The organism is Schlesneria paludicola DSM 18645 (genome assembly GCF_000255655.1).
GTDB classification, from domain to species: domain Bacteria; phylum Planctomycetota; class Planctomycetia; order Planctomycetales; family Planctomycetaceae; genus Schlesneria; species Schlesneria paludicola.
In genome coordinates, this window is the sequence record NZ_JH636438.1 from 316,396 (window position 1) to 334,048 (window position 17,653).

A 17,653-nucleotide genomic window follows, 5' to 3' on the forward strand; every position below is an offset into this window, starting at 1 on the left:
CACACGAACGTACTGGAGTGGCCCCGTCCGCCCCCAATTAGACCAGCAAATCTCGTTGACACTCACTGGTAATCGAGATAAATCCGACACACTCGCAGGGCTTCACCGAAAAAGGTGCGTCGGAGCACCAATCCGATGTCGATCCGCGTGGACACAGAATGACTCACGTCGTGTGGGCCATCATGAACAATCGTCGCTTAGAAGAAGAAAGACGGATGAAACTGAACGCTCACAGTCTCAAACGCCTCGCCTCAAACGGACCGACCCTCTCTAAAACTGTCAACGTGCCCTCCATCGGTCAGACAACGGCCATGTTGATGGATCGGTGCCGCTAAAACAGGTCTAACTCCCCCTTTTCACACAATCCGTCTACGAAGGAAAGCTCTCTCGGCGTGACCGAGGGACGCAATGCCTGTCGAAACAGTGACGTCTCTCTGATTGTCTTTAGGAGACGATCGGGAGCGACGCGTGCTCTGACGGTTCGTCGTGCTCTCGATTGGGGCGGAGTACTGCGCGACGTATGTGTTGCGCGCGATCAATCTCACTCTGGCTTGCCGCCGTTCGGACGAACGCCGGCAGCTTCACCTTTTATTTTTGATGATTTCAAAAAAATGAATATACGCAAATGGCTTGGAATTGAGCTGATCGAAGTCAGCGTTGCCGAAAAACTGATTGCGGCAACCGGTGGAGGATTGGCGATCTTCTGCTTGTTCTATCTGACGTCATGGGCGATTGCGATTCCCGACTCGAGCGCCATCGTGACCTCAATGGGGGCGAGTGCTGTACTGCTGTTCGCCGTACCACATGGACAGCTCTCACAACCCTGGCCCGCGATTGTCGGGCAAGTGATTTCTGCCATCATCGGCGTCACTTGCGCCAAACTCATCCCGTGGCCCACCATAGCGGCCGCGTTCGCCGTCGGGCTCTCCATCGGAGCCATGCATCTACTGAAATGCATTCATCCACCCGGAAGTGCAACCGCCCTGGCCGCGGTGATGGGCGGTGATGCGATCCGTAACCTGGGATTCGCATTCGTGTTTTGCCCCGTGCTGGTCAATTCGGTGATGCTCGTTCTGCTCGCGATTCTTTTCAGTCTTCCGTTCAAACGTCGACGCTATCCGGCGTCGCTGAACCCTTCTCAATATCCGTCGAAGGGAGCGACTCAACCCGCACATCAAGAGATTCTCGAGGCCATCCGTTCGCTGGATTCATTTGTCGACATCAGCGAAGAAGATTTGATGTACCTCTCGACAGTCCTTTCTCGCCACGATTGTGCGGGTTCACGAAAGCCGAAAACAGCAGTGTTCGGTGTCGTCAAATCGGGTTGATCGAAGATCGATTTTCGTGACACTAACGCTCTTTCCTCGCAAGTTGTCATGCGTCGTTCGCAGGCCTCTTGGCCTGATCGCGACGATGACTCGGGATGGTCCGAGGGGTCTGCATGGTAGGTATCTCTGTTCACCTCATGCGCTTCGTAACCGATCAATGCGTATGTGGTTTGTGTTAAGCCCGTGAACTTTTCTTCGCATCCGAGCTTCACTGAAACTCGGTCTTTACCTCCTCAGTATCGGTTCGCGTGATTCGATTCCTTTGAGTCGAGTTCTGACGTCTGGAACAGGTGCCCAAGCGGCAATCGTGCGAGTGCCTGTCCAGGCGGAATGACGTTTTGCGGATCAATGTTTGAGGATTTGAAATGACGAAGCGAGCCCGAGTTCCCCGCGCATTCACACTGATCGAGTTGCTGGTCGTGATTGCCATCATTGCCGTACTGATCGCGCTGCTACTGCCCGCAGTGCAGCAGGCCCGAGAAGCGGCGCGACGGACTCAATGTAAGAACAATCTGAAACAAATCGGATTGGCGATGTTCAACTACGAGAGCACTCATTCGCGATTTCCGCTTCCGACGATGTATTCACTCGGGAATGGATCCGCGGGATTTGGTGGGACTTTGACGACCAGCGTCTGGTCACTTTCGATCCTGCCCTATCTTGATCAAGGCAATGCGTACAACCTGTACAATACGAATCTATCGGCATTTGATCCCGCTAACGTCGCGGCGGGGCAGACCGTGATCAATGGTTATCTCTGTCCTTCCACACCACGCGACGCCAATACGGTCTCATATACGAATTCGGTCGTCGTTCCGGGGGGACTGAGCACTCAGCCTTGGACTCTGACCAACGCGGGTGCGATCGACTATATCTGCACAATGCAGGTGACCAAGGCGTTCGTCGACTTTGCATACAACACGTCCGGTTCGCCCACGGTTGATGGTTGGGGTGTGGGTGGAACCGTCGTTGCCGGATCGGCCGTGAATGTTCCGAACGGTTCACGCATTTCGGACATCACCGACGGCGCTTCAAACACCCTGCTGGTCGGCGAGATGGCCGGGCGCAATAAGCTCTATCGCAAGGGAAGAGTCGTTGCCGCCGCATCGACCTCGTATCCGGCGGTTGCGGCCGACGACGCCGGATGGCAGCAGATCTTCGGTGGGGGAGCGTGGGTCGACCCCAGCAATGGTCAATGGAAGTTGTCAGGGCGTCTGTATGACGGTACCGGCTCACTCGGTCCCTGCACGATCAATTGCTCGAACGCCCACCTGAAGCCAGGCGATGCGGCTCAGTATTCCGCGGGGCTTTACGCGTTCCATGTCGGCGGCGCGCATGTCGTGCTTTGCGATGGATCGGTTCGCTTTCTGAGTGAGAACATCAGCAATATCACGCTGATCGGCCTTGTGTCCGCACGACGCGGTGAAGTCCTGGGCGAATTCTGATGATCTGGCATTTTGAAAAGCCAAACAGACGTGAGCATGACGCTCGCGTCTGTTTTCTCGTCCAACCCACGACCGGTTCTGACAGCGTTCGGTCGCATGTGCGACACCCGCCTGAACGCTGTTTCTGCCGAGTGACGCTTCCTGCCTTTTCTGAATGGTTCCCACTCATGTTTTTGATTTCGACGTTTCGTCATTGTGGGCGAGCGATGCTTGTCGCGTCGCTTGTCAGTCTGGGTTGTTCGTCAAAACTGCCTGGCGAGCCGCGGTTGAAGACGACCCCTGTCACAGGAATTGTGTATGTCGACGGCGAGCCTGCGATTGCGCTGACCGTCGAGTGTCATCCGGAATCGAGCGACTGCCCCATCAAACATCCAGTCATCGCGAGCACCGATGCGAAGGGGAAGTTCGATCTGGGGATGTATGTGGCGGGCGACGGCCTGCCTGAAGGCACATACCGTCTGGTATTCATCTGGCAAGGGATCGGGCTTAACCAGCGGGATCGACTCAAGGGTTACTACGCGAACCCTTCAAAATCGAAAACCAAAATCACGGTGATTGCGGGCAATCACGAAGATCTGGGGGTTATTAACTTGTCGACCAAGGGCCCCAGTTGAGTGAGATTTAAGGCCGTGCCTTGTTGTTGTGAGTCGCAACGGCCCCGTCGTCACCGATTCCGACTTTGCGAAATCGCGCCTGCCCGGGCGGACTATTCCGCTCCGCCCGGGCGTTGCGCGGATTTTGCTGTGGGCTCGGGTCTGGCGAGCGGCCCGCCGCTACTGCGTTTGACAGACTGAACGAACTCGGGATCGAGGCTGTCCAGGAATTTCTGCGCCTTCTGTGCATAGACAAGACTCTTTTCGTCGCGGCTCTTTTCCGTGTGCTTTCGGCAACTGAGTGCAAACGCGACGATTTTCTCTTTCGCGGCGCGTGACTCCCAGGGGTCTTGGCCGTATCCCGAGATGAGCGTGTCGAGCGAATCCCAATCTTTCCAGCGGGCCAGGTCGATCACAACCAACTCCGCCAGTTCGGGGCGTTTCAGGCAACGTCGCATGGCAGAGCGGAGCGTCTCTTCTGGGAATTGGGTACGACGATAGTCCCAGAGAAAGACTAGCGTCACGCGCAGGGCATTCACGTCTTCTGTGCGGGGATCGCTTTCGGAAATGTCGGCAGGCAGTGAATCGAGTTTCTTATCGAGCAGCAGCTTCAGGCCACGTTCACCACGCAGCATCAAATAGCCGCCCATCATGCCGTCGATCCAGAACCGATTCTTGCCCGGATCGATCGGAGCGAGAATCTTTCGTTCCATATAGTCCGCGTCTTCTTCGTTCCCGCAGAGGCCGAGCAACATGCTGTAGAAAGCGCGGCGTGGATCCTGTGAGGGATCTGGATCTTCAATCCATTTCCGGACGTCCTGTCGGGAGATCGACGGAGCCAGTTCCGCGACGTCTTCGAATTTTGCCCGTGCAAACTCACCGAACGCGTCGTTGGAGATGAGCGAGTTCTTGCTGTTGATGTACTTGAGGAAGTACTTCAGACGTTCCGGTGCTGGCAGCGATTCTGGCGCAGGAGCCTTTTTCACATATTCGACTTCCGTTCCGAGCTCGTCAACGCGAACGGGAAGGCTCCATTCGCGTTCGCCACCGACTTTCTGGCCCATGATCAGAAACAGGTCTCCGGCGTCTGCTGTGACGCCAAAGGGAACGACAACTTTGTCACCCTTCTTGATGGACTGGCCGGTGCGCAATGCGGTTGCGACCAGGAACGTGGTTTCTTCCTGCGACAATTCCTGACCGCGTTTGGTTTCGACGTACTTGACGACGCACGCGTCACTGGCGGCTGCGAGCTTTTCGCTGAGTGTTTCGTCTGTCGGCGGACAATAGGGGCACGCATAGACAACGCTAAAAGTCGCGACCATCGCCGTCACGACGAGCAGTGCGTATCCGATGTTCCAGAATTGCCTGATCCCTGGCATTTCGAGCTCCTTGCTAAGTCGGTCCTACTTCAGCAGAAAGAACCGCTTGGCTTCGTTCACAATCTTGGGATATTTCTTTCCTCGTTCCCAAGCTCCCGCTTGGGAACGCTCCCTTAGTCCAGGAGTATGCGGGAAGGTCTCAAGGTCCCTTTCCCGCTCGAGTCGTATCGAAGATCCCGAGAGGCGTTTCCAATCGGGAGCTTTTGAAGTTGCGCTCTTTGCATGTTTTCCCCGCGTTCCGAAGCACCCGCTTGGCAACGCTTCGTACTCATCAGAAGTATGTACGTCGGTCTGAAGCTACTTTCCTGCTCGACAGAAAATTAAATCGCAAGCGGCGTTACCAAGCGGGAGCTTGGTAACGAGGGGGATGAGCGGAACTTCAGAAAACCTTGCGAAGTCGTTGCTACTTCAGAAGAAAGAACCGCTTGGCTTCGTTCACAGTCTTAGGGTCTTTGCGTTCGAGTTCCTCAAGGCACTTCTGGGCTTTCACGACATGGGCGGGCAGTTCGGCGGGGGGCTTGGCATCCGCGGTGGGAATTGCCCCTGCTCCGCCGGACGTCGTGGAGTCAACCTTCTTTTCGCCCGTGTCTTTCGCGCTGGAAAGCATATATCGGACGATGGCACGCTTTACTGAGGGGATGTTTGCTTCGTCGTCGTACAGGGCCATTAACTGGTCCTGTACGGACCAATCCTTCATGCGTGACAGGTCGGCAATCACCAGATCCACCAATTCCTGGCGAGCCAGTAGAATCCGCATCGATTCTCGCAGCCGCTCGGCGGAGATGCGACCATCGCCATACTGCCACATGAAGCGGACCGCTTGCATCGCAGCATAGGTTTCACTGAACGGCGCCTTCTTGTTTTTGAGCTTTTCGTTTTCCAGAACGGTCAGGCCTTTGTCGCCGGTCAGCAGCAGGTAGCCACCCATGACGCCGTCGATTTGCAGGCGGAAATCTTCGGTCGGTTCCAGGATTCGTGCTTCCATCAGCTTGGCATCGTCATCGTTTCCGCACAGACCCAGCATCATGCCGTACAGTCCCAGTCGCCCAGGGGCGACATCCTTGGAATTGATCCAGATACGAAGCTGATCACGGGGCAGGTCGGCGGATAGCTTGACGACATCGGCGTAAGCGGCATTCGCAAATTCGCCGAACGCATCGTCCGCGATCATCTTGTCGCTGGTTTCCAGGTACTTCAGAAAGTACTTCAGTCGTTCCGTCGCGACACCGCCCGGTTTGGGGGCGCTTCGAATGTATTCATAGGCGGTTTTGCTGACTTCCAGCGGGCTGCTCCACTCAATGGCCGATTCAACCTTGGTTCCGAACAGCATGAATTGATCGCCGACTTTGGCCGCTCGGTAGCGGATCAGATTGATCTTGCCACCTTTTGCCAGTTTCCCCCCTTCGGGTTGCTGAACCACGTCCACGATCTCGAAATCGGTGGAACCCGAGTCCGAAATTTTCGCGGGTTGGCCCCCTGCCCAACTGACCAGGACGACGGCATCCGCCTGCGAAACCTGTTCGGACAGGGTGAGTGACGGTGCCGAGCAAAATGGGCAACTGATCGCGGGCTGGGAGACGAGCATCGCGACTGCAAAGACTGCCAGGCCGCCAACCCACAACGATAATCGAGAGACCTTCATCAGTGAACCTCCACCAATCTGCTAAGCCAGAATCCGCGGTGCCAAGTGTGAACGAATTGTACCACACTCGCGGGAATGATGAGAACGTGAACATCGGTCGAAGGGGCCAGTTGCCGATTTTCCGAGTTTGGCACCCCCCACGTGTCTGTGCTTCCCCCCACAACCGGCCCCGTTGCGAGATGCTCGCTGCGTTCAACGTGCTCCAGCGTAAGTCTGGGAAGACGGCGCAAAGACGTTGCCGCGGTAAAGCGAAGCCAAATGGTCGGCGATGGGGCCTTCAGTGTGGGTTGCGACCCCTCTTTCGTTTGAAGGGTTCCACCTGAATTTCGCCGTCGGGCGTGACGTGACAACGGATCGCACCGTGCGTTGCGGTCGTCAAAATCTGTGATGAGGGGCCATACTGCACGGCGAGACGGGCCGAAACGGCGGACTCGGGTGTGCTGACAATCACATATTCCGGACGAGCCCACCGCGCCAGATCCGGTGGGTTTGCTTTCAGGCTGCCGTGATGCGGCGATAGCAAGATGTCAACATCAATAGGCGGCGTTTTCAGCAATTCGTCTAACCCTTCCAGTTCCAGGTCGCCCGTCAGCAAGATTCGACGCCCGGCATATTCCAGGCAGACGACCAGACTGTTGGGATTGTCGCGCAACGAGACAAACTGTTTGGACGGATGAAGCACCCGGAGGATCAACCCCTGATCGAGTACGAGCGATTGTCCTGCCGAGATCAATTGAGGCTGAACTCCCAGACTGGCAGGCTGTTCAATTGCTGCCGCTACGACTGGTTGGTTCCAGTCGAGAAAGCTGCGATGCACGAACAGGCGATGCGGTGACACAATCCGACTGAGTTCCGGCAGTGCGTTGCAGTGATCGCCATCGGCGTGTGAGATCACCACCGCGTCCAGGCGAGACCGGCCCGTCTCCCACAGCGTCTGTGAGATCGTTCTGGCGATCGACGCGCCACCCGTCATTCCACCGGCATCGTACAAGACGGTCCTCCCATTCGGGCATTCCATCAAGACTCCCAAACCGTGGCCGACCGAAATGAACGTGCAGGTCAAGCCGGGATGAGGCGGCCGGGAAACTCCCCAGGCCAGACCGCATACCAGCCAGGCCAAGCCGGCTCGGAAAGAGACCGCACGCCCCCACTCGCGGCGTGACGCCACGAAGAGCGGTAACACCGTGCAGACATAGAACCCGATTGTCCACCAGGTGGGCGGAGCTGGCACATACAGGTGTCCCGCTTCAAAGCTGGCACCGAGCCGAACCGACCACAGGAATCCTCGCAGGCAAAGGTCGAACAGATCTCCCAGCCAGCCAAACAGACTTGCCCCAATCAAACCCAGAAGCAGAAAGGAGTAACCGGTCCAGAACATGAACGTCACCGGGATCAGCAGCAGCACGGTGAGCAGCGATCCGATTGGCGAAACCAGATGAAACTCGCTGGCGATCAAGGGGGACGTGATCAACCAGACCGCCAATCCCACAATGTTCGCTTCGACAATCGCGCGACCGAGCGGCGCGATGTAACGACGCACGGGGGAATCCAGCGGCGCGTCGGCGGTCAGGTCTCGCGCCTGTTGCTGTGCGAGCGTCATCCAGTTGGTCGCGTGTAGAATGGCGAACACGGCCAAGAATGACAGTTGAGCCCCCGTGTTGAACAGATCGCACGGGTTCCACAGCAGCACAGCCAAGCCCGCCAGTGCCAAGGCGTTCGCAAAGGTTCCCGACCGACCAATCAATTGCCCGAACGCAACAATCACGGCGACCACGGTCGCCCGCACGATGGGAGGATTGGCGTCGGTAACAAGGGCATACACCGGAAGTGCAATCAGCACGAGCAATGTCGACGTCTGGGCCGAACGTCCCAGCCACCGACAGAGTGTCCAGAGCCAACCCCACAACAGACCCACGTTCATTCCCGAGATCGCCAGCACATGTAGCATGCCGCTTTCGCGGAAAGCGCGGCGCGTTTCATCATCAATCTGAACGCGACTGCCGAGGAGCATCGCCTGAGCAACAGGAGCCGTCTCCGCGCCAAGTCGACCGGCAATCAGTTGCTCCGCCCGCTGCCGAATGGCTCCTCGTGCGATCAGCAACCAGTCCCATACGGTTCGTCTTTGATCGAGCACCGTCACGCAATTGACGTGGTTGGAACGGATCACTGTCCAGACCCCCATCTGCCGCAGGAATTCCCGTTGATTGAAGTCACCCGGGTTCGCGGGCTCGACCGGACGACTCAGCTCGCCAATCACCTCAATCAAATCACCAACCATGACGCCCGCAAGAGCTCCATCGATTGTGACGCGGACCATCCCCGATACAGGCATCGATTCGGCCGCACCCGAGATCAGACTTCTGCTGTTGAGAAGCAGAATCGTTCGTTCCGGATTCTGCCAGTCGGCCCGTTCACCGTCTGCCCGTTTGGCGATCCATGGTGTTTGTGCAACGCGCCCCTCCACTCGCACAAGTTGGCGTTCATCGGTTGCCGAATTCACGATGTCGTCAGCCGCCAGACAGCTCCATCGCCAGTGATGCCACGCCCCTGCGAGTCCACTCCAGCCCAATAGAATCAGTCCAACCTGCATGGCAGGCCTAACATTGTGGATCAACGCAGAAGATCGCTTCGACGGGATGTGAGGAGTCGTCTCTCTGGCTTCCGTCGCACGCACCGACGGCCATGGCCAGATGAGCGTCACGATCCAGAAGATGGTGAAAACTGTTGTGAGGATCAGCCAGGTATCGAGCGACAGGTTCCAGATTCGATCGATCAGAATTCCCGTCGATCCTGCCCCGACCAGCACGATGGCGGGAGCACGTCGAGGCCGTTCAGTCTGCACCGTGTCGGAGGTCGGCTCATACATCGACGACATCTTTGTGCGTGTAGCTCACCTCGAACTCGTCGCGATCGCGCGTCGAATTCAAGGTGAATTTGATGGAACCTTGATCCCTGTGCCATGGATTTCTGCGAAATGCAGGTATCGGAAGAACCGAGGTCGCTCGACGTGAGCGGGCCCGGGCGAGATACTTGCAGCGTTGTGATACTGCCACGTTTGGCATCAACAGAAAAGTCATTTTCTGCATCCCACAGACATCGCGGAGCGATCGAGTGCGCGTGCTGAGCTATAACATCCACAAAGGAATTGGCGGTCGTGATCGCCGTTATCGACTCGCGCGGATCATGGAAGTCATCGCCGCAGAATCGCCCGATGTGATCTGCCTGCAGGAAGTGGATCGAGACGTCCGCCGCAGCCGGTTCGACAATCAGCCAGAACTGTTGGCGGAGTACTTTGGATTCGGGCATCGTTTGTATCAGCAGAACGTTCGCGTGAAGACGGGCGGTTATGGAAATCTGCTGCTTTCACGCTGGCCTTTCCGCACGCATCACCAGATCCAGCTCACGCTGCAGACGAAGAAACCACGCGGGGCTCAGATGGCGGTGATTGATTCGCCCGCTGGCCCATTTCAGATCGTGAATTGGCATCTGGGGCTGGGTGAGCGGGAGCGTCATTGGCAGGTGCGTCGATTGCTGGAACACCATCTGTTCTGCGAAGGCCACGATTTCCCGCAACTGATCATCGGCGATTCGAACGATTGGCGGAACACACTGACCAACGGTCCGTTCGCCGTGCATGGCTTCCATCACCTGACGGCCCCCATGTCCCGCTTCCGCTCGTTCCCGGCCTATTTGCCGCTCGGGTCACTGGATAAGGCCTTTTGGCGCGGCCCGTTTTCAAAATTGAGTGCCCACATTGGAAAGCGCCGCCCCGCCCGCGACGCATCTGATCATTTGCCCCTGATCGTGGATTTTGAACTGAAACACACTTAACCATTTTCCGCGTAATGTGTTACGAACATGCTTGCCTGTTTCAGCCATCAAAATCCGTGCATTCGACACAAGTCTTCGGCAAGACGGGCTGTTCGAAGGATGCGACGGTTGCGAAAGTCGGAGCAACGTGTATGATCTTTTTCCCTCGAAGCGGCACCTCGCCGACTTCGAAGTGCTGGCTGGGTAGCTCAGTTGGTAGAGCACAGGACTGAAAATCCTGGTGTCGCCGGTTCGATCCCGGCCCCAGCCACTGGTTTGCAGCTCATATGGAGTTGAACAAGTGGATAGCGTCAAGGATGGCGTGCCAGACGCTCATGTTATGGCAGTTCAAAGTGACGTCGAATACGGTCGAGACATTCTTGATCGATTCTACATCGACAAAAACGGCGTTCTCGTCGACGAGGGTCGCCCACTTTCCGCGACACGCGAGCAACACGAGATATTGTTGCAAATCCTCAGCAGGCTCATCCCAGAACACTCGGCCAAGTCCTGATGAAATCACGTCGGTTTGTAGTCAATCAAATGATTGCTATACTGGGGAAATGAACGTGAAACTGCATGACCGCTTTCAAAAACGAGTCCATGAGGCACTCGAAGCGAACCAAATGTCGCAGGGCGATTTAGCCAAGCGCCTAGGTGTCTCCCGCCAGAACGTTTCCCAGTACCTTTGTGGAAATCGCGTCCCTGGTTTGGACATGGTTGAACGCTTCGCAGAGGCCCTTGGTTTTGCTGAACCAAATGAGCTATTGCAAGAAACAGAGTCGCATGCAACGTTTTGATTGACTGTCAATCAAAACGTTGCTAACCTCGCCCGCGTCGATGGACGCGCGGTTGATTAGCACTTGACGCCCGACCCTCGACAGGTCGGGCGTTTTTTTGTTTCCCTGCTTGGGATTCGCCTGGCCACTTTTGCGATCCGGGGCGCTCGACGATTCACCGAGCGCCCCGGCTTTAAAAGGGGGTGAACCGATGCAGGTGGTCGAATCGTCGAAGCTGGAATCGTTCATTGAAGCCAGCCCTCAACTGGGCGCTCTGACGCGATTCGTTACGGCCGCGAGACGCGGTCGATTCATTGGTTGCGGCAGCGGCGACGAAGCTGCCCACGCTTTGGGTCAGATCATCCTGGCCCACGTGACTTGTCTCGACGGTCAAATGATCGACGGGCTGATCGAATTCATCAGCGCCGCGAAGTATCAGCGGGAGACGGCCCGGGATCTCTTGTTCCGCGGTGCCCGCTAACCCGCGATTTCTGTTTCAGGCCCTCTTCGGATTGAGGCCTGCAGTTTCTCTTCATGAAGGATCGCCATCGTGCTGCCGCTCGGTTGCATCTGTGTGTTTGCATCGTTGCTGACTGCCGTCGTTCACGCGTGCGTCATTGTCGGCGGTAACGCCGATCGTCGGCACATCACGCAAGACGAGTTCGAAAGCCAACGGGTATTGGGCAACGCTCAGCCGTGCACCACTAGGTCAGATCGCAAACGGGAGGTGGTTCTTGAAACAACGACCGCTCCGAATGTGCGACTCGAATACGTGACGAAAGACAACGGCACGCCTCATCCATCACAGCAAGTATTGCCGGAATGATCTGGCCGCAATTTTGACCACGTGACGTTTCTGTAATCGACAAGGATCTGCGTTCAACGCAATAGAGGGGTTTCACGGATGATCAGGATTCAGCGCATCGGATCGAGCTGTTTATTGTTCACCGTCTGGCTGCCCCGCCAGGCCACCTTGGGTTGTCGCACTGGGAGCAGTGTTGGCAGCGCCTCAACGAAGGGGATCTTCACAGATGTCAGCAGCGTACCTGTACCCAACGGAATCAGAATCGCGACCGTCGCTCTCACTTTTCACGCCGCCCGCAGTGGTGGAATGGGTAAAACAGGAGCCGAAAATGGCGGCAGTTTTGGAGCCGCAGACCAGGATTACAGATCCTGGTCTTACTCGAATGTCGCCAATCGAGCTGTTGCAGCAGCTCCGCGAACGGGAGCAAGAGGACATTCCGCGAGTGACCGAAGAGGAGCGGAACTACTTTCATTCGACCGGCACGCTGGCCGAATTCTACTTCAAGATCCTCGACCCTTGGCGGCGGCGTGTCTGTGCTCGCGGCCAGGTGGCTGCGGGCACGTTGACGAACGAGCGCCAGTCGGTGCGATGCTTCGAAGAGTTCGACCGCGAACATCGGCCCGTGCAGTGGCCGCCCGACATGGCCTGGCATGGCCGGCCCATGGGGTTCATCGGCGCAAGCTACATTCGCGAGTGGATTGCGTACCGTCTCGAACACGGAAGCAAGCGCGGGGCATTGTCTTCGGGGTCGATGCCGAAGCGTTGGAATCACCTGCGGTTCATTCTGAACCAGGCCTTCCGTCTGAAGATCATCAGCGACCAGGTTGCGGTCTCGGTGAAAGAGATCGTGCAGGAGCATCACGACAAGAAGGGCCTCGATCCGCTCGACGAGCTGGATCTGATTCCGACGTCGTACACCGACGATCAATTGCACGCGGTCTATCGAGAGCTGGAAGGCGACTTGGAGCTGCAGACGGCTTGGGTGCTCGGCGCTCAGTCTGGGCCACGCTCCGCCGATTTGTTCACGCTTCGGTGGCAACGCAACATCAGGCTCGATGGTACGCCGCCGGAACTGCTGTTCATTGCGGAAAAGACCAAGCGGCGGATTTGGGTTCCACTAGGTCCGATCGTGGTCGATCACCTGCAGCGTCTCGCGAAGCAACAAGCACACCTGGCCGAACCGCAAGGTTTCGTATTCGCCAGACATACCGATCCTCACCGCAAAGATCCCGAAGACGGCGAACGATCGCGGGCACGGATGCGGCGAATCAAACGAGCGTTGATCGACGCCGGAATTCCCGAAACGGCCGACACCGCACGGCCCATACAGATGTTGCGTGCAACGGCGAACAGCCGCCTCAATGGCATCGAGACGAAAGCAGGCGACCGGGCCACCCACGGCAAAGAATCGACCGTGCAAGGCGAGTCGTACAACGACTACCGCGACATGTTGATACGTGCTGTTTTGAAGCTCGATCAGCAGTGGCAGCAGGCAGGGATTTTCGCCCGCCGCTAATGACCACGATCACCAGGCCGCAAGGAGAGACCTATGCGGCCTGACTCTGACACCGATCGTCTTCTCTCCGGTGTGAACCACATTTGGCTTGTTCTGGCGGGCGCGTGCGTATTCGCGTCCGTCGTTTCTCGGTGCCTTGGTATTTGAAAGGGAGTGCCCGTGCTGACTCTGTCCCGCAAAAAGAACGAAGTTGTATTTATGACTGTCCCGCCATCGACAGTGCCACAAACGATCGGCATTGCCGTTGTTCACACGACACAGACGAAGGCCCGCCTTGGGTTCATTTGTGACGCGAGCGTCGCCATCAGCCGGCCTGGCAAAGAGAACTCCGAACAGTGACTAGGAGCTGATGGACTAATGCAAAAACGGTTGAAAGTAGTCCCGTCATCACCCCACGCCCTGTACGGAGCCTCTTCTGATGCCAAAGTCGAAAGCCTCGACAGAACCGCCATGCATTTTGTCCGTTGGATACCAGGACATTCTGCTGCCAAGTGTAGAGATCGCGAGCAAGGTTCTGAGCCTATTGTCGAAGGGCGTGGCCTGCCGTGATCGCGCGTACGAAGGAAAGATCGTCCTCAGCTCCGACGCTCTTCGGCTGGAAATGTCTGTCGTGAGACCCAAGACACGAATCGTGAATGAGGACGATCCACTTTGCCTTGAACACAAGGCGGGAACCTGATCATGCGTAACATGTCATTTGCGCTCACGACGCCTCAGTTCTATCAGCGTCTGAAGACCGTCACGCGACGGTTGGGCTGGATGGATCTGGAACCAGGCAACCGCCTGTGTGGCGTCGAGAAGTCCCAAGGTCTGCGGCCAGGCCAGCCCATCGTTCGGCTTGCGATCATTCACATCAAGTCGGTGACTCGTGTTCGCCTGAATTCGATCACTCAAGATGATGTGATTCGCGAGGGATTTCCCAACATGGCTCCGCGCGAATTCGTGCGGATGTTCGTTGACAGTCATGAGACCGCGACCAATCGCAGCACTGTCACACGAATCGAATTTGATTACGTCCCTGGCGGTCGGTTTACCGTGCCAGGCTTTTGCCGTCTCTGCGGTTTCACCGACCGCAATTTGCCGAATGCCGAATATCGCGGCCCGCTGTGGGTAGACCGTGCGGGTTTTCTTACGAGCAAGCCGACCTCGCTCTGTTCGGCCTGCCACTACTACCAACGATTTGGCCAAGCCAAGTAAAGAACTGTTGAACTGGAACGGACTCCATGACACGTACTACAGCGAACACGAGATCGAAACATCAGCTCCCGTTCGGGGCAGACTACCCGTCACGAGGGAAGCTTGAGCTGTTCCATGTAATCAAACTCCTCTCGCATCCTTACGTCGCTCAGACGCTTGGCCCCAGCGGCTGCAATCTGATTCGCGTCATCGCCACGATCGAAGACGAACAGGGCGGCACGACGGCGGTTCTCGCCATCGACAACCAGATTCTGCCACGCCTGGGCATGTCGGGAAAGACACTCGTCGAGGCGCGTCGCAGATGCATCGAATCCGGATGGTTGCACTACGAGCCAAGCGAGGGAAAAGGGATTCCCTCGCGAATGTGGGTAACCGTGCCGAGTTGGGTCGACATCAAATTGCGGCATACGATCCACTGGAGTTTCTCCAGTGGATGCTCCAGTGAATCCTCCAGCGGGACATCCAGTGAATCCTCCAGCGGATGCTCCAGCCAATACTCCCGTTCTTATATTCCTAATCCTCCTCCTATTCCGAATACCCCCTCCCCCACCCAACGTGACGAACGTGTGAGTGAGGGGGTGAATGAGGAAATGGAATTTGCCAAGGAACTGAAAGACCTTGGAATCGCGAAGTCGGTCGAGACAGCCAGGGCTGGCCTGAGCACATGCACGCTCCAGCAGCTTCGGATGCACCTAGACCACTTCCGCTCGAAACCCGGTGCGTGGGGGCCTGTGATCGTCTATTGGCGACTCAACAGCCCCAGTTTGCCCCTGCTAGCGCCCGACGAGGGATGGCCGGAGCCGTTACCGGGTTTCATTGCCGCTCAACGCCAGAAGGCGGAAGCGGATCGTCAGCGCGCGCATGAACTTAAGCAGGCGAAGCAAGATGCTCTCGCCGAGCAGAAAAGCCAGTTGCTCTTCGAATGGGAAAGAGACTACGGGCCGAAATTGGATGCGATGCCAATCGAGGACGTACTCAAGCTCTGCCCCAACGATTTCATCCGCAGCTACTGTCGAAAGAAAGGCCGCAAGGAACCGATCGTCCGTCACGAACTTTTGAGAATTCTGGCCAGCCAGGCCGGTTGAAAGGAGATCATCATCTGTGAATTCAAACCAGGCGACGTCGTTCCAGTGCGACGTTTGCCGAGGGCCTTCGTCATTCCAGGTCATCAGATCGAGACCTACGCGAAGATTCTGCCGGGATCGAGCTCGGTCGCCCTGGTCGACATCATCCGGGCGCTGTGCATTTCCCATGAGGAGCTGCGACGACGTGAGGCCGCATGGTTCACTGCGTTTCAGCAGACGATGGCGGCCGTTCAAACCAGTTCCAGCGACGCGACCTCGGGCGCACTGCTTCTGGAAGTGATGGACAAACTTATTCTCGCCGAGATCGAATGTGGCGAACGAAAGGAACGACTCTGATGCATCAATGCGAAAAGTGTGGCTCGGTTGTTGGTGATCCGAAATCGCCTGTCGAATTTCATCCGTATCAAACAAGTCTCAGTGAAATGAAGCTGGCAGACGCCATCCTGAACACATTGTTCTTCTGGACCACAACCGAAAAGAAAATGCGATTTCAAGGGGCACTCGTGCGATGTCTTCGACAAGTGAATCACAACGTCAAGCGGGCGGAGGGGGTCTCCAAATGACGCCCCCGAAGTCGCTACGGATTACCTCAACGCACTTTACCTACCAATTCGGAGATACTCGGTTTCCTTTTGACCGGCTTGACGGGCGCAGGCCGGGGAACAACCGACACCTGAATTTCGTAGTCCAACGCCTCTGCGATGCGGTACAACGTGTTGATGGTGACATTCGATTCGTCATCACTGTTTTCCAACCGAGACAGAGACGCTTTCTGAATGCCCGTTCGCAACGCCATTTCGTCGAGCGTGAGCCCCTGTGATTTTCGCACAGCCTTCAGTAGCACCATGACTCCGCGCAAATGTGCTGACAGGGCTTGTGATGCGGCCTTGACGCGACGGCCTTCAGCCAGGATCTCGGGCTTTTCTTTTTCCGCGATCTCTCGCATCTGTTCTGCGATCTCTCGCTGTTCCGCCGTCAGTACGAACTTCCTTGGTTTTCCAGTCGCCTTGGTCATAATCGTTCCTCCAGGAAAATAGGTCACTCGATTTCGAACGCCGTGACGGGGACGCAGTACTCATCTTCAAAATCGAAGACACAGCAGAGCGTCCGTCCCGATTCCGTTTCACCAATCACCATGGGCCGACCCGAACTGCGGCTGATGAGGACGCGGTCTGAATTCTGCACGACGAATTCGAACTCGCCCGTGGTCACGCCGTGTTGAGCGATGTGCTCTTCATTTTCGTCATTCCACAGAAAGTGTTCGAAGTCCGGCATGCTGTTGTCTCCCGTGTTGCCATTGTTGTCATATATTACAACTCGTTGTCATTTATGTCAACAACCGTTCGAGAGGCTATCCGATTCGGGCCGTGACGGTGACGCGGCCGTTGACCGTGGTTGTGTGTGTCTTGCCTGATTTGGTGAATCGCAGGACGCACGTGCCGTCGACGCCTGTCGGCAACGATGAGGACTGAGCGGCGGTCATGTCGAAGTAGATCGGCAGTGACCAGTCGGTGATCGCGGTGGCGGTGACCACCACGACTTTGCCAGCGACGTCGATTGCCAGTTCTGGCGTCCAGCCGACCAGGCTCGCATTGGGGCACGGGATGGGAATGCCCGTACCCGTGGCGGCCTCGTAGGTGTCGCCCTGGACGAGTGGCACACTCAAACTTCCGGAATCGTCCACCAGGCGAACCGATGTCACGTCGACACCAGTCAGGGCGTTTCGCAAGGCGATCACGCCGCCGGTGGAAATTCCGGTCAGGGTGCCTTCGCCAGCGCTCGTGGAGTCAATTGCGTCAATGATTGCGGCCTGAGCGTCTGCGACATCGGTCGGCGTGGCTGGTGTGACGTAGGACGCCATGAACGACAGCCACGCCACCAGGACGGAACCGGCCTGGGTTGATCCGGTGATGACCGTCGACCAAACCGCTGTGGCAATCGCACTGGCCGCTGGGATCGACAAGCTACCGATCGCCGAAAGCACGGAGTTGATACCGTTCGTGGTCGCGAGCCCTGTCTGAAGCTTCGTCACGGCGTCCGCCTTCAGCGATGCAGCATTAATCGCATCGGTGGC

General features: G+C 56.9%; 18 protein-coding genes and 1 tRNA gene. 13 read left to right on the forward strand and 6 right to left on the reverse strand.

Annotation, left to right across the window (positions count from 1 at the left end):
* The first annotated feature begins 611 nt into the window (after positions 1-611).
* The 3 genes from OSO_RS47195 to OSO_RS0141335 all read left to right on the forward strand — a co-directional run bounded on the left by OSO_RS47195 (position 612) and on the right by OSO_RS0141335 (position 3,387).
* Complete coding sequence (locus OSO_RS47195; protein ID WP_157606283.1) at positions 612-1,328, forward strand: HPP family protein; 717 nt, start codon at positions 612-614, stop codon at positions 1,326-1,328.
* Positions 1,329-1,693: 365 nt separating this feature from the next.
* The gene (locus OSO_RS0141330) at positions 1,694-2,773 is read left to right on the forward strand and encodes a DUF1559 domain-containing protein (RefSeq protein WP_010588537.1); all 1,080 of its coding nucleotides are present in this window, start codon (positions 1,694-1,696) and stop codon (positions 2,771-2,773) included.
* Between the two features lie 167 nt (positions 2,774-2,940).
* Entirely contained in the window at positions 2,941-3,387 is a 447-nt protein-coding gene (locus OSO_RS0141335) for a hypothetical protein (protein ID WP_157606285.1), read from the forward strand.
* 92 nt (positions 3,388-3,479) lie between these two features.
* Here the strand turns inward: OSO_RS0141335 and OSO_RS0141340 are convergent, their stop codons facing one another.
* The 3 genes from OSO_RS0141340 to OSO_RS0141350 form a co-directional block, all read right to left on the reverse strand.
* The gene (locus OSO_RS0141340) at positions 3,480-4,745 is read right to left on the reverse strand and encodes a hypothetical protein (RefSeq protein WP_010588539.1); all 1,266 of its coding nucleotides are present in this window, start codon (positions 4,743-4,745) and stop codon (positions 3,480-3,482) included.
* 403 nt (positions 4,746-5,148) lie between these two features.
* Positions 5,149-6,387 carry a hypothetical protein gene (locus OSO_RS0141345; RefSeq protein ID WP_010588540.1) on the reverse strand — a complete coding sequence of 413 codons (1,239 nt, stop codon included), beginning with the start codon at positions 6,385-6,387 and terminating at the stop codon, positions 5,149-5,151.
* Between the two features lie 277 nt (positions 6,388-6,664).
* Complete coding sequence (locus OSO_RS0141350; RefSeq protein ID WP_010588541.1) at positions 6,665-9,253, reverse strand: ComEC/Rec2 family competence protein; 2,589 nt, start codon at positions 9,251-9,253, stop codon at positions 6,665-6,667.
* A 245-nt stretch (positions 9,254-9,498) separates the two neighbouring features.
* Here OSO_RS0141350 and OSO_RS0141360 point away from each other — a divergent pair, with 245 nt between their 5' ends.
* The 10 genes from OSO_RS0141360 to OSO_RS0141430 all read left to right on the forward strand — a co-directional run bounded on the left by OSO_RS0141360 (position 9,499) and on the right by OSO_RS0141430 (position 16,142).
* The gene (locus OSO_RS0141360; protein WP_010588543.1) at positions 9,499-10,218 is read left to right on the forward strand and encodes an endonuclease/exonuclease/phosphatase family protein; all 720 of its coding nucleotides are present in this window, start codon (positions 9,499-9,501) and stop codon (positions 10,216-10,218) included.
* Positions 10,219-10,395: 177 nt separating this feature from the next.
* Positions 10,396-10,468: transfer RNA gene (locus tag OSO_RS0141370), tRNA-Phe, on the forward strand.
* Positions 10,469-10,766: 298 nt separating this feature from the next.
* Positions 10,767-10,997 carry a helix-turn-helix domain-containing protein gene (locus OSO_RS51275; protein ID WP_157606287.1) on the forward strand — a complete coding sequence of 77 codons (231 nt, stop codon included), beginning with the start codon at positions 10,767-10,769 and terminating at the stop codon, positions 10,995-10,997.
* A 190-nt stretch (positions 10,998-11,187) separates the two neighbouring features.
* Complete coding sequence (locus tag OSO_RS0141385) at positions 11,188-11,457, forward strand: hypothetical protein (protein ID WP_010588545.1); 270 nt, start codon at positions 11,188-11,190, stop codon at positions 11,455-11,457.
* A gap of 652 nt (positions 11,458-12,109) precedes the next feature.
* Entirely contained in the window at positions 12,110-13,297 is a 1,188-nt protein-coding gene (locus tag OSO_RS0141400) for a site-specific integrase (protein WP_010588547.1), read from the forward strand.
* Between the two features lie 418 nt (positions 13,298-13,715).
* Entirely contained in the window at positions 13,716-13,976 is a 261-nt protein-coding gene (locus tag OSO_RS0141410) for a hypothetical protein (protein WP_010588548.1), read from the forward strand.
* 2 nt (positions 13,977-13,978) lie between these two features.
* Positions 13,979-14,494 carry an ASCH domain-containing protein gene (locus OSO_RS47205; RefSeq protein ID WP_010588549.1) on the forward strand — a complete coding sequence of 172 codons (516 nt, stop codon included), beginning with the start codon at positions 13,979-13,981 and terminating at the stop codon, positions 14,492-14,494.
* A 26-nt stretch (positions 14,495-14,520) separates the two neighbouring features.
* Positions 14,521-15,579, forward strand: coding sequence for a hypothetical protein (locus OSO_RS0141420; protein ID WP_010588550.1), 1,059 nt, complete (start codon positions 14,521-14,523; stop codon positions 15,577-15,579).
* A gap of 45 nt (positions 15,580-15,624) precedes the next feature.
* Positions 15,625-15,915, forward strand: a complete 291-nt coding sequence (locus tag OSO_RS0141425) for a hypothetical protein (RefSeq protein WP_010588551.1) — start codon at positions 15,625-15,627, stop codon at positions 15,913-15,915.
* Positions 15,915-16,142 carry a hypothetical protein gene (locus OSO_RS0141430; protein WP_010588552.1) on the forward strand — a complete coding sequence of 76 codons (228 nt, stop codon included), beginning with the start codon at positions 15,915-15,917 and terminating at the stop codon, positions 16,140-16,142. The genes OSO_RS0141425 and OSO_RS0141430 overlap by 1 nt, the downstream gene beginning before the upstream one ends.
* A gap of 26 nt (positions 16,143-16,168) precedes the next feature.
* Here the strand turns inward: OSO_RS0141430 and OSO_RS47210 are convergent, their stop codons facing one another.
* From OSO_RS47210 to OSO_RS0141445, 3 genes are all read right to left on the reverse strand, one after another.
* Positions 16,169-16,594 (reverse strand): type II toxin-antitoxin system RelB family anti-toxin, encoded by a 426-nt coding sequence (locus OSO_RS47210; RefSeq protein ID WP_010588553.1) that lies wholly within the window; start codon positions 16,592-16,594, stop codon positions 16,169-16,171.
* 23 nt (positions 16,595-16,617) lie between these two features.
* A complete protein-coding gene (locus OSO_RS0141440; protein WP_010588554.1) occupies positions 16,618-16,854 on the reverse strand; it encodes a hypothetical protein in 237 nt (78 codons plus the stop codon).
* A gap of 76 nt (positions 16,855-16,930) precedes the next feature.
* The coding region (locus OSO_RS0141445; RefSeq protein WP_010588555.1) for a hypothetical protein at positions 16,931-17,653 on the reverse strand (723 nt) is incomplete at its 5' end.

Bases quoted from the DNA above. Each gene is read 5' to 3' on its own strand.
- OSO_RS47195 (WP_157606283.1), top strand. From the start codon at position 612: ATGAATATACGCAAATGGCTTGGAATTGAGCTGATCGAAGTCAGCGTT.
- OSO_RS0141330 (WP_010588537.1), top strand. From the start codon at position 1,694: ATGACGAAGCGAGCCCGAGTTCCCCGCGCATTCACACTGATCGAGTTG.
- OSO_RS0141335 (WP_157606285.1), top strand. From the start codon at position 2,941: ATGTTTTTGATTTCGACGTTTCGTCATTGTGGGCGAGCGATGCTTGTC.
- OSO_RS0141340 (WP_010588539.1), bottom strand. From the start codon at position 4,745: ATGCCAGGGATCAGGCAATTCTGGAACATCGGATACGCACTGCTCGTC.
- OSO_RS0141345 (WP_010588540.1), bottom strand. From the start codon at position 6,387: ATGAAGGTCTCTCGATTATCGTTGTGGGTTGGCGGCCTGGCAGTCTTT.
- OSO_RS0141350 (WP_010588541.1), bottom strand. From the start codon at position 9,253: ATGTATGAGCCGACCTCCGACACGGTGCAGACTGAACGGCCTCGACGT.
- OSO_RS0141385 (WP_010588545.1), top strand. From the start codon at position 11,188: ATGCAGGTGGTCGAATCGTCGAAGCTGGAATCGTTCATTGAAGCCAGC.
- OSO_RS0141400 (WP_010588547.1), top strand. From the start codon at position 12,110: ATGGCGGCAGTTTTGGAGCCGCAGACCAGGATTACAGATCCTGGTCTT.
- OSO_RS0141410 (WP_010588548.1), top strand. From the start codon at position 13,716: ATGCCAAAGTCGAAAGCCTCGACAGAACCGCCATGCATTTTGTCCGTT.
- OSO_RS47205 (WP_010588549.1), top strand. From the start codon at position 13,979: ATGCGTAACATGTCATTTGCGCTCACGACGCCTCAGTTCTATCAGCGT.
- OSO_RS0141420 (WP_010588550.1), top strand. From the start codon at position 14,521: ATGACACGTACTACAGCGAACACGAGATCGAAACATCAGCTCCCGTTC.
- OSO_RS0141430 (WP_010588552.1), top strand. From the start codon at position 15,915: ATGCATCAATGCGAAAAGTGTGGCTCGGTTGTTGGTGATCCGAAATCG.
- OSO_RS47210 (WP_010588553.1), bottom strand. From the start codon at position 16,594: ATGACCAAGGCGACTGGAAAACCAAGGAAGTTCGTACTGACGGCGGAA.
- OSO_RS0141440 (WP_010588554.1), bottom strand. From the start codon at position 16,854: ATGCCGGACTTCGAACACTTTCTGTGGAATGACGAAAATGAAGAGCAC.